The sequence below is a fragment of the Quadrisphaera sp. DVD1 genome, from assembly GCF_058932755.1.
The window spans coordinates 1-10,400 of record NZ_JBZYWI010000112.1 but is presented as its reverse complement, the minus strand read 5'-3'; the positions used below and the strand labels follow the sequence as shown (position 1 = coordinate 10,400).

10 protein-coding genes and 1 other RNA gene are annotated in these 10,400 nt (G+C 74.7%); all 11 read left to right on the top strand.

Annotated elements, in window-relative coordinates; genetic code table 11:
* Nucleotides 1–85 precede the first annotated feature (85 nt).
* Entirely contained in the window at nucleotides 86–799 is a 714-nt protein-coding gene (locus AC5FZL_RS12415; protein WP_493619046.1) for an AIM24 family protein, read from the top strand.
* A 55-nt stretch (nucleotides 800–854) separates the two neighbouring features.
* Nucleotides 855–1,997, top strand: coding sequence for a peptide chain release factor 2 (gene prfB / locus AC5FZL_RS12410; protein WP_493619044.1), 1,143 nt, complete (start codon nucleotides 855–857; stop codon nucleotides 1,995–1,997).
* Nucleotides 1,998–2,197: 200 nt separating this feature from the next.
* Entirely contained in the window at nucleotides 2,198–2,887 is a 690-nt protein-coding gene (ftsE, locus tag AC5FZL_RS12405; protein WP_493619042.1) for a cell division ATP-binding protein FtsE, read from the top strand.
* Nucleotides 2,887–3,801 (top strand): permease-like cell division protein FtsX, encoded by a 915-nt coding sequence (gene ftsX, locus AC5FZL_RS12400; protein ID WP_493619040.1) that lies wholly within the window; start codon nucleotides 2,887–2,889, stop codon nucleotides 3,799–3,801. Before ftsE ends, ftsX begins: the two co-directional genes overlap by 1 nt.
* Nucleotides 3,802–3,804: 3 nt before the next feature.
* Complete coding sequence (locus AC5FZL_RS12395) at nucleotides 3,805–5,112, top strand: peptidoglycan DD-metalloendopeptidase family protein (RefSeq protein ID WP_493619038.1); 1,308 nt, start codon at nucleotides 3,805–3,807, stop codon at nucleotides 5,110–5,112.
* 32 nt (nucleotides 5,113–5,144) lie between these two features.
* Entirely contained in the window at nucleotides 5,145–5,627 is a 483-nt protein-coding gene (smpB, locus tag AC5FZL_RS12390; RefSeq protein WP_493619036.1) for an SsrA-binding protein SmpB, read from the top strand.
* 56 nt (nucleotides 5,628–5,683) lie between these two features.
* A complete protein-coding gene (locus AC5FZL_RS12385) occupies nucleotides 5,684–6,607 on the top strand; it encodes an NADP-dependent oxidoreductase (RefSeq protein WP_493619034.1) in 924 nt (307 codons plus the stop codon).
* 176 nt (nucleotides 6,608–6,783) lie between these two features.
* Nucleotides 6,784–7,153: a transfer-messenger RNA gene (gene ssrA, locus AC5FZL_RS12380) on the top strand.
* Between the two features lie 188 nt (nucleotides 7,154–7,341).
* The gene (locus AC5FZL_RS12375) at nucleotides 7,342–8,163 is read left to right on the top strand and encodes a PP2C family protein-serine/threonine phosphatase (RefSeq protein ID WP_493619032.1); all 822 of its coding nucleotides are present in this window, start codon (nucleotides 7,342–7,344) and stop codon (nucleotides 8,161–8,163) included.
* On the top strand, nucleotides 8,160–9,425 hold the full coding sequence (locus AC5FZL_RS12370; RefSeq protein ID WP_493619030.1) for an FHA domain-containing protein: 1,266 nt from the start codon (nucleotides 8,160–8,162) through the stop codon (nucleotides 9,423–9,425). Before AC5FZL_RS12375 ends, AC5FZL_RS12370 begins: the two co-directional genes overlap by 4 nt.
* Nucleotides 9,422–10,400, top strand: a 979-nt coding sequence (locus tag AC5FZL_RS12365) for a serine/threonine-protein kinase (RefSeq protein ID WP_493619028.1), incomplete at its 3' end; no start/stop codon positions are given. The genes AC5FZL_RS12370 and AC5FZL_RS12365, both read left to right, overlap by 4 nt.

Sequence of the window (10,400 nt, the reverse complement as noted above, 5' to 3'; positions counted from 1 at the left end):
TGAGACGGGGCCCCGACCCGACCGGCCGGGGCCCCGTCCCAGCCACCCCCTGTCTCGCGGCGCCCCCGCCTGGCAGGGTGGCGCCATGCGCAGCCAGCTGTTCGACGCCAGCCACGCCGAGGTCGCCACGGGGGAGCGCTGGTCCCTCCAGAGCTCGCGGATGCTCCGCGTGGCCCTGGGCGGGGACGTGCTCGCCGCCAAGGGCTCGATGGTCGCCTACCAGGGCCAGGTCCGCTTCGACCACGAGAGCTCCGGCAGCCTCGGCCGCCTGCTCAAGAAGGTCGTCACCAACGAGGACACCCCGCTCATGCGCGTCAGCGGCGCCGGCGAGGTCTTCTTCGCCCGGGCCGCCGAGCACGTCTTCCTCATCCAGCTCGAGGGCGACGCCATCAGCGTGGACGGGAAGAACCTGCTCGCCTTCGACGCGGAGGTCTCCTGGGACATCCGCCGCGTGGCGGGCGCGGGCATGGCCGCCGGCGGGCTGTTCAACCTCGAGCTGCGGGGCGCCGGCGTCGTCGCGCTGACCAGCGACGGGCCGCCCGTGCTGCTCGACTGCGCGGCCCAGCCCACCTACGTCGACGTGCAGGCGGCCGTGGCGTGGTCGGCCAACCTCCAGCCGCAGCTGGTCAACAGCACCAACATGCGCTCGCTGCTGCGCGGCGGCACGGGGGAGGCGTTCCAGTACGCCTTCTCCGGCCCGGGCTTCGTGCTCGTGCAGCCCAGCGAGGGCCGGCCCGTGGTGCCCCAGGGCGGCAGCGGCGGCGGTGCGATGGGCGGCCTCGGCGGCCTGTTCACCTGAGGCGCCCACCTCGGCCCCCACCGGGTGTCCCGCCGCTCGCGTACCCTGCTGCGACGTGGCTGCCGTCGACTTCCAAGCTGAGATCTCCGCCCTGCGCACGACCTTCGGGACGATCCGGCAGGTCACCGACGTCGACGCCCTGACCTCGACGATCGCCGAGCTGTCCGAGCAGGCCTCCGCCCCCGGGCTGTGGGACGACGTCGAGGCCGCCCAGCAGGTGACCAGCCGCCTCTCGCACGCCCAGACCGAGCTCGAGCGCCTGCAGACCATGGGCCAGCGGATCGACGACCTCGAGCTGCTGGTCGAGATGGCCGGTGACGCCGACCTCGAGAACGACGCCGCCACGGCCGCCGAGACCCGCGCGGAGGCCGAGAAGGAGCTCGAGGGCCTGCGCAAGGACCTCGGCGAGCTCGAGGTGCGCACCCTGCTCAACGGCGAGTACGACAAGCGCGAGGCCCTGGTCACCGTGCGCGCCGAGGCGGGCGGCGTCGACGCCGCCGACTTCGCCGAGATGCTGCTGCGCATGTACCTGCGCTGGGCCGAGCGCCACGGCTACAAGACCGAGGTGATGGACACCTCCTACGCCGAGGAGGCGGGGATCAAGTCGGCCACGATGGCCGTGCACGCCCCCTACGCCTACGGCACCCTCTCGGTCGAGCAGGGCACCCACCGCCTCGTGCGGATCTCGCCCTTCGACAACCAGGGCCGCCGCCAGACCTCCTTCGCCGGCGTCGAGGTGCTCCCGGTCACCGAGGAGACCGACCACATCGACATCCCGGAGAACGAGGTGCGCGTCGACGTCTTCCGCTCCTCCGGCCCGGGCGGGCAGTCGGTCAACACGACCGACTCCGCGGTGCGCCTGACCCACCTGCCGACCGGCATCGTCGTCTCCTGCCAGAACGAGAAGTCGCAGCTGCAGAACAAGGCCGCGGCGATGCGCGTGCTCCAGGCCCGCCTGCTGGTGCGCGCGAAGGAGGAGCGCCAGGCCGAGCTCGACGCGCTCAAGGGCGCCGACAGCGGCAGCTGGGGCAACCAGATGCGGTCCTACGTGCTCAACCCGTACCAGATGGTCAAGGACCTGCGCACCGATCACGAGGTGGGGAACCCGGTGCCGGTCTTCGACGGGGAGATCGACGACTTCCTCGAGGAGGGCATCCGCTGGCGCCGCCAGCAGGACAAGGCCGCCTCCGGCGCCTGAGCCCCTCCCCGGGCGCCCGGGCCCGAGCCGAGGCGCCCACAGGTTCGCGACACACCGGGGCGTTCTGCCACGAAAGCGGGCCCGGCCCACCTAGCCTCGGCCGTGGCCAGGTGCTGCGCGATGCGCACGGCGGTCGAGCGGGTCGTGGACGGCCTGGACGCCGCCACGGACCCCCGAGGACTGGCCGGGCTGCTGATCACGTGATCCGTTTCGAGGACGTCACCAAGACCTACGACCGCACGAGCCGGCCGGCGCTGGACGGCATCAGCCTGGACGTCGAGCGCGGCGAGTTCGTCTTCCTCGTCGGGGCCTCCGGCTCGGGCAAGTCGACCTTCCTGCGCCTGGTGCTCAAGGAGGACGTGCCCACCAGCGGCGTCGTGCGGGTGGCCGGGCGCGACGTCGCGCGCCTGTCGTCGTGGAAGGTGCCGCACCTGCGCCGCCAGATCGGCGCGGTCTTCCAGGACTTCCGGCTGCTGCCGAGCAAGACCGTGTTCGAGAACGTCGCCTTCGCCCTGCAGGTGATCGGGCGCAGCCGCCACCACATCGCCCAGGTCGTCCCCGAGACCCTCGAGCTGGTCGGTCTGGCCGGCAAGGAGGGGCGCCTGCCCCACGAGCTGTCCGGCGGCGAGCAGCAGCGCGTGGCGATCGCCCGCGCGTTCGTCAACCGCCCCGCGATCCTCCTGGCCGATGAGCCGACCGGGAACCTCGACCCCGCCACGAGCGAGGGGATCATGCGCCTGCTCGACCGGATCAACCGCACGGGCACGACCATCGTCATGGCCACGCACGACACGGAGATCGTCGACTCGATGCGCAAGCGGGTGGTCCAGCTGGACGGCGGCGCGCTGGTGCGCGACGAGGCCCGCGGCGCGTACGGGGTGGCCCTCTGATGCGCGGGCGGTTCCTGCTCGGGGAGGTCCTGGCCGGTCTGCGGCGCAACACCGCGATGAGCGTCTCGGTGGTCCTCGTCACCTTCGTCTCGCTGGTCTTCGTCGGCGCCGGCGGCCTGCTGCAGCTGCAGGTCGGCCAGATGAAGGACTACTGGTACGACCGCGTCCAGGTCTCGATCTTCCTGTGCGTGGCCGACAGCGAGGCCCCCACCTGCACCGGCGGCGAGGTGAGCCAGGCCCAGAAGGACGAGGTCGCCGCGGCGCTGGCCTCCCCGGCGCTCGAGCCCTACGTCGAGAAGGTCGAGTTCGAGACCAAGGCGCAGGCCTTCGCGCGCTTCCAGGAGCAGTTCGCCGACACCGCGATCGCCGAGTCGGCCACCGAGGACCAGCTCAACGAGTCCTTCCGGGTCAAGCTCGTCGACCCGACCCAGTACGACGTCGTGAGCCAGTACTTCACGGGGACGCCGGGGGTCGAGGAGGTCCAGGACCAGCGCCGCGTGCTCGACCCGTTCTTCGCCGTGCTGAACGTGCTCACGCTCGTCGCCGGCGGCTTCGCCCTCGTGATGATCATCGCGGCCGGGCTGCTCATCGCCACGACGATCCGCCTGTCGGCCTACAGCCGGCGGCGGGAGACCGGGATCATGCGCCTCGTGGGGGCCAGCAAGACCCTCATCCAGCTGCCGTTCCTCCTCGAGGGAGTCCTGGCCGCCGTGGTGGGCGCGGGCCTGGCCACGGGGGTGCTGTGGGCCGTGGTGCGCTTCGGCGTCCAGGGCTGGCTGGTCGACGTGCTGCCCCTGTTCGGCTACATCGGCACCTCCCAGGTCTGGCTGGTCGCGCCGCTGCTCTTCGCGGTCGGGATCCTGCTGGCCGGCCTGGCCTCGGTGGTCACCCTGTCCCGCTACCTGAAGGTCTGAGGCGTGGCGCGAGCACGCACCCGCGCCCGCGGCCACCGCCGCGGCGTGGCCGCCGCGATGGTCCTCCTCGTCGGCGCCCTGGCCGTCGGGGCCGGGCCGGCGCAGGCCGAGACCGACAAGCAGCTGCGCCAGCGCCAGAGCGAGCTGCGCCAGCAGGCGGCCGAGGCCGAGGAGGAGCTGGACGCGCTCAGCGACGCCGCCGCCGCCGCGAGCGCCGCCCTGGACGAGGTGAAGGCGCGCCAGCCCCAGGCCCAGGCCGAGCTGGACGCCGCCACGGCGCAGGTCCAGGTGGCCCGGGCGCGCGACGTCCAGCTCGCCGGCGAGCTCGCCGCGGCCGAGGCCGCCGAGGCCGCGGCGGTCGCCTCGATGGCCGACGGCAGCGTGGCCATCGAGGGCACCGCCAAGACGCTGTCGCGGATCGCCTCGCAGGCGTACCGCACGGGCGGCATGAACAACGCCCTGGCGCTGGCCCTGGACGCCGAGAGCCCCGAGGACTTCACCGACCGGTACGTCATGGTCGACGCCGCCCTGCGGGCCCAGTCGGGGGCGATGGCGCGGCTGCGCGAGCAGCGGGCGCTGCAGGTGCACGAGCAGGAGAAGCTCGAGGCGGTGCGCGCGGAGGTGGCCCGGCTCAAGGCCGAGGCCGAGGAGCACCTGGCCGCCACCCAGGCCGCCGAGGCGCAGGCCGCCTCGCGCAAGGCCGAGCTGGACTCCCTCGCGAGCCAGCAGGCCCAGGCGCTGGCGACCCTGGAGAGCGAGAAGAGCGCCCACGAGCAGCAGGCGGCGCAGGCCCAGGCGGCGAGCGACGACATCGCCGCCGAGCTGCGGGCCCGCGAGGCCGCGGCGGCGGCCCGGCGGGCGTCGTCCGGGACGAAGGCCCCGGCCTCCTCCGGGGGGGCGCCGGCCGCGACCAGCGGGGTGCTCGGCGCGCCGCTGGCGAAGATGACCGTGACCTCGAGCTACGGCTACCGCGTCCACCCGGTCTACGGCACCCGCCGCCTGCACGCCGGCACCGACTTCCGGGCCGCCTGCGGCACCCCGGTGTACGCGGCCGAGGCCGGTGAGGTGATCCGCGCCGGGGTCGGCTCGGGCTACGGCAACATCATGGTCGTCGACCACGACACGGTGGCCGGGCGCTCGGTCGCCACGGCCTACGCCCACCTGTCGCGGTTCGCGGTCGGCGTCGGCACGAGCGTGGAGCGCGGGCAGCTCATCGCCTACTCCGGCTCCACCGGTGTGGGCACCGCCTGCCACCTGCACTTCGAGGTGCGCGTGTCCGGGTCGACGGTCAACCCGCTCGGCTGGCTCTGAGCGCGGTCGCCGTCGCCGCCTAGACTGGGCGGGTGGCGACGGCGAAGGACAGCGGGCGGAAGGTCGTGGCCACCAACCGCAAGGCGCGCCACGACTACGCCATCGAGGACGTGTACGAGGCCGGCATGGTGCTCGTGGGCACCGAGGTCAAGTCGCTGCGCCTGGGCCGGTCGAGCCTCGTCGACGGGTTCGCCACCGTCGAGGGCGGCGAGGCCTGGCTGGAGGGCGTCTACATCCCCGAGTACGTCCAGGGGACGTGGACCAACCACGAGCCCCGCCGGCGGCGCAAGCTGCTCCTGCACGCGTCGGAGATCCTCAAGATCGCCCAGGCGACGATGGACCCCGGCTACACGCTGGTGCCGCTGCAGGTCTACTTCAAGGACGGCCGCGCCAAGGTCGAGATCGCCGTGGCCCGGGGCAAGCGCAACTACGACAAGCGCCAGGCGCTGCGCGAGAAGCAGGACGCCCGCGAGGCCCACCGCGCGATGTCGGTGCGCACCCGCCGCGGGGAGTAGCCCCGCGGGGAGTGCCGGCTGGCGCGGTCGCGGCCCGGCAGCGCATGCTCAGGGGCATGCGTGCTGTCTTCCAGAACACCTACGGCGGTCCCGACGTCCTGCAGGTCGGTGAGCAGCCCGACCCGCTCGTCGGTCCCGACACCGTCCTGGTCCGCGTCCGCGCGGCCGGCGTGAACCCCGTCGACCACAAGGTCCGCGAGGGCTACCTCCAGGGCGCCTTCCCCTCCTTCCTCCCCAACATCCCGGGCTGGGACGTCGCGGGCGTCGTCGAGGCCGTCGGTCCGGCGGTCCACGACCTGAGCGTCGGCGACGAGGTGCTGGGCTACGTCCGCAAGGACTTCGTGCGCGACGGCACCTACGCCGAGCTGGTCTCCGCCTCCTCCCGCCACCTGGCGCTCAAGCCGCCGCAGGTCTCGTTCGTGGAGGCCGGCGCGCTGCCGCTGGCCGGCCTCACCGCGCTGCAGTCCCTCGACGCCGTGAAGGTGCACGCCGGTGACACCGTGCTCGTGCACGCCGCCGCGGGGGGCGTGGGGCACTTCGCCGTCCAGATCGCCAAGGCCCGCGGGGCCCGCGTCATCGCCACCGCCGGCGAGGGCAACCACGACTACCTGCGCTCCCTGGGCGCGGAGCCGGTGCTCTACGGGCCGGGCCTGGTGGACGCCGTCCGCGCGCTCTCGCCGGAGGGCGTGGACGCCGCCGTGGACTACGTCGGCGGCGACGCCATCCGCCAGTCCGCCGAGCTGGCCAAGCACGTGCGCCGGACGGCGTCCAACGTCGACCCGTCGCTGACCGCCGAGGTGGGCGGCATCTACTGCTTCGTGGTGCCGAACGCCCTCCAGCTCGCGCAGCTCGTCGCGATGGTCGACGAGGGCAGCATCAAGGTCAACGTGCAGGAGACCTTCCCGCTCGAGCGCGCCGCCGACGCCCAGCGCCTCGTCGAGGGCGGCCACGTGCGCGGCAAGGTCGTCATCACCGTCTGACCGCCCCGCCCGGCCCGCCTCCCGTTCGCCTCCCGCTCGCCCTCCCGCTCGTCGGGCACGGGGACGGGCACAGATCCGCCCACGGGAATCCCTCGTGCGCTCGCGGCGCTGTACCGGGTACCCTGGCGACGCCGCAGCGGCATCGCACGTCGCCGCCGGGGCAGCACAACTCAACAGGGGGTGCCAGGTCTCGACGTTGCATCGTCGAACCAGGGGAAGCGAGTCGAGAATGCAAGGTCATCTCGTGAACGTTCCTTGCAAACCAATAGGTGCCGATTCCAAGCGCACCGACTTCACTCTCGCCGCCTGAGCGAGTCCTGAGGTCCGTCGGCCCGGGAGTGCTCCCGTCCCGGTAACCGGCGTCAGCTAGGGAGCCACTGCTGTCAGCCCTCGTCGTCGGGGCTGACGGGACTTCTAGACGACTGAGCTCGGCAGCGGCGTCGCCTGCAAGACCGCTGGAGCTGAGAAAACCGTTCGCAGGCTGCACTCGGAGAAGCCCTGGGGGAACGACGACGGACGCGGGTTCGATTCCCGCCACCTCCACACCCCGCGAACGGCCCGTCCTGGATCTCCAGGGCGGGCCGTTCGTCGTCCCGGGGGGCTCCGGTCGGCGCCCGAGCGGGCGACGCGCGCCCGAAGTGCCCCGCTCGGCCCACCCGCGTGGCTACTGTCGACGCCCGGAGGCGCGGGCGGGCCAGCCCCGCCCCGTCGACCGCGCACGGGAGGGGTGACCGGTGATCCGCACGTCGTGGGGGTCGGCCACGGACCGCGGTCCGGTGCGCCGCCTGAACGAGGACGCCCTGCTCGCCCACCCCCCGGTCTTCCTCGTGGCCGACGGCATGGGCGGCCACGCGGCCGGTGACGTCGCCAGCCGGGTCGCGGTCGAGGAGTTCTCGGCCCTCGCCGGGGGCGGCCCCGTGCGCCCGGAGGACGTGCGCGCCTGCTTCGAGCGGGTCGCCGACCGCCTCCACGAGGCCGCGGCCGAGCGGGGCGACAGCGGGCGCGCGACGACGATGGGCACCACCGTGGCCGGCGTCGCGGTCGCCGACAGCGACGGCGGCGCCTACTGGCTGGTCTTCAACGTCGGCGACTCGCGCGTCTACCGCTGCGCGGGCGGTGCGCTGGAGCAGATCACCGTCGACCACTCGCTGGTGCAGGAGCTCGTCGACTCGGGCCACCTCAGCGCCGAGGACGCGCGCGAGCACCCGCAGCGCAACGTCGTCACCCGCGCGCTGGGCTCCCGCCGCCGCCCGGAGCCCGACTACTGGCTCATCCCGGCCCAGCCGCGCGACCGCCTGCTCGTCTGCACCGACGGGCTGACCGGTGAGCTGACGGACGCCGTCCTGCTCGACGCGCTCACCTCCCACCCCGACCCCCAGGACGCCGCCCGGTGGCTCGTGGACGCCGCGCTGGCCGCCGGCGCGCGCGACAACGTCACCGCCGTGGTCGTCGACGCGGTGCAGGTGCCGGGGGAGGGGCGCACCGGGTCCGGCCCGGGCACCGCCTCCGGGCCCGACGACGCCACCACCCCCCGGACGAGGAGCCACCGCCCGTGATCGTGCCCGAGTACCAGCCCGGCCCGTGGACGGCGGTCGTCTCCGACGGCCTCGTCGCCCTCGTCGAGCACGGCGACTCCAGCGCCCTGTGGGAGTCGCTGCGCGGCGGCGGAGGGCTCGCCGAGCAGCTCGGCGTCCTCACCCGCGGCGGCCTGGCAGGCCTGCCCGGCTTCGCGCTGCTCGACCTGCGCGGCGGGAGCGCCCGCGTGGTCCTGCGCGGGCAGGTCGAGGTCGAGGTGCGCACCGCGGGCGGCAGCCGGGTGATCGCCGCGCCCCACGTGCAGACGTGGAGCGAGGACGTCGTCGAGGGGGCGGAGCGCGTCGAGGTGCGCCTGCGCGGGCTCGCCGCCGGCACCCAGCAGCCGTCCCTGCCGGTGCTGTCGGCCGTGGTGCTCGCCTCCGCCGTGACCGTGGCGCTGGGCTCCGGTGCGGCCGCAGCCCCGGACGCCGCAGCCCCGGACGCCGCGGCGCCGGTGGTGCAGGCGGCGCCGGCTGCCGAGCCGGAGCCGGAGCCCGCCGCCGAGCCCCAGCCGACGACCAGGACCGGGTCGGCGTTCGTGCCCGAGCCCCTGCCGGCGCCGGAGGCCGAGCCGGACGAGGGCGAGGACGCGGCGTCCGACTACGACCACCTCTTCGACCACACCGTGCTGCGGCCCGTGGACGCCGCGGCGGTGCGCACCGTCGAGGAGGAGGCCGCCCCGGCCGGTGCAGCGGAGACCGCCCCGCCGCCGCCCGCGCCCGTCGCGGCGGCCGCGCCGACCCCCGCTCCGGCGCCCGTCCCCCCCGTCCCGACGCCCGTCCAGGAGGCGGCGGCTGACCACGACGAGTTCGACGACATCACCGTGCTCGCGGCGCAGGTCCCGGCCCTGCTGGCCGCGGCCCCGGCGCAGACCCCCGCGCCGGCCGCGAGCAGCGCCCGCTGGCGGCTGTGGCTGGCCACCGGGGAGGTCGTCGACGTCGACCGCACGGTGCTCGTGGGCCGCGCGCCGCAGGCCCGCCGGGTCTCCGGGGCCGACCTCCCGCGCCTGGTCACCGTCGCGAGCCCGCAGCAGGACGTCTCGCGCACCCACGTGGAGGTGCGCGCCGAGGGCGACGAGCTGCTCGTCACCGACCTCGGCTCCACCAACGGCACGCTCGTGCTGCCCGAGCACGCCCCCGCGCACCGGCTCGCGCCGGGTGCCAGCGCGACCGTCACGGACGGGACGACCATCGACCTGGGCGACGGGGTCACGTTCGTCGTCGGAGAGCGCCAGCGCCGGTGAGCACGCGCCGCCAGCCGTCGTCCCCGCCCCAGATCCCCGGCCTGACCCACCAGCGGCTGCTCGGCTCGGGCGGCTTCGCGGACGTCTTCCTCTACGAGCAGCAGATGCCGCGGCGGCTCGTGGCCGTCAAGGTGCTGCTCGCGCACCTCACGGACGACGTCCGGCGCCTGTTCCAGGACGAGGCCAACACCATGGCCCGGCTCTCGCACCACCCCTCGATCGTCACCATCCACCAGGCCGACGTGGCGCCCGACGGCCGCCCCTACCTGGTGATGGAGCACTGCTCGCGCCCGACGCTGGCGGCCCGGTACCGCAGCGAGCCGCTCGGCGTGGCCGAGGCCCTGAGGATCGGGGTCCGGCTCGCCTCGGCGGTGGAGACCGCGCACCGCTCGGGCGTCCTGCACCGCGACATCAAGCCCGCCAACGTGCTGGTCACCGACTTCGGCTGGCCCGCCCTGACCGACTTCGGCATCGCGGCGACGACGTCGTCGACCGAGGGGGCCGCGGTCGGCGTCTCCATCCCGTGGGCGCCGCCGGAGCTGCTCGGCGACCCGCCGACCAGCGACGTGCGCGGCGACGTGTGGTCGCTGGCCGCCACCGTCTACGCGCTGCTGGCCGGCCGCTCGCCGTTCGAGGTGCCGGGCGGGGCCAACGCCGCCGCCGACCTCGTCCAGCGGATCCAGCGCGCGGCGCTGGCGCCCACCGGGCGTCCCGACGTCCCGGCCTCCCTGGAGATGACCTTCGTCCGCGCCATGGCCAGGGCCCCCGGCCAGCGCTACGCCTCCGCCGCGGCGCTGGGGCGCGCCTGGCAGCAGGTCGAGGCCGAGCTGCGCCTGCCGCAGACCCCGCTCGACCTCCTGGACGACGGCGTGCGGGCACCCGCGTCGGCGGACCAGGCCGACACTGCGACCCGGCTGCGGGCGCTGCCCAGCATCGCGCCGGACCGCGCGGTCCCCACCGACGCCACGCGCCGCC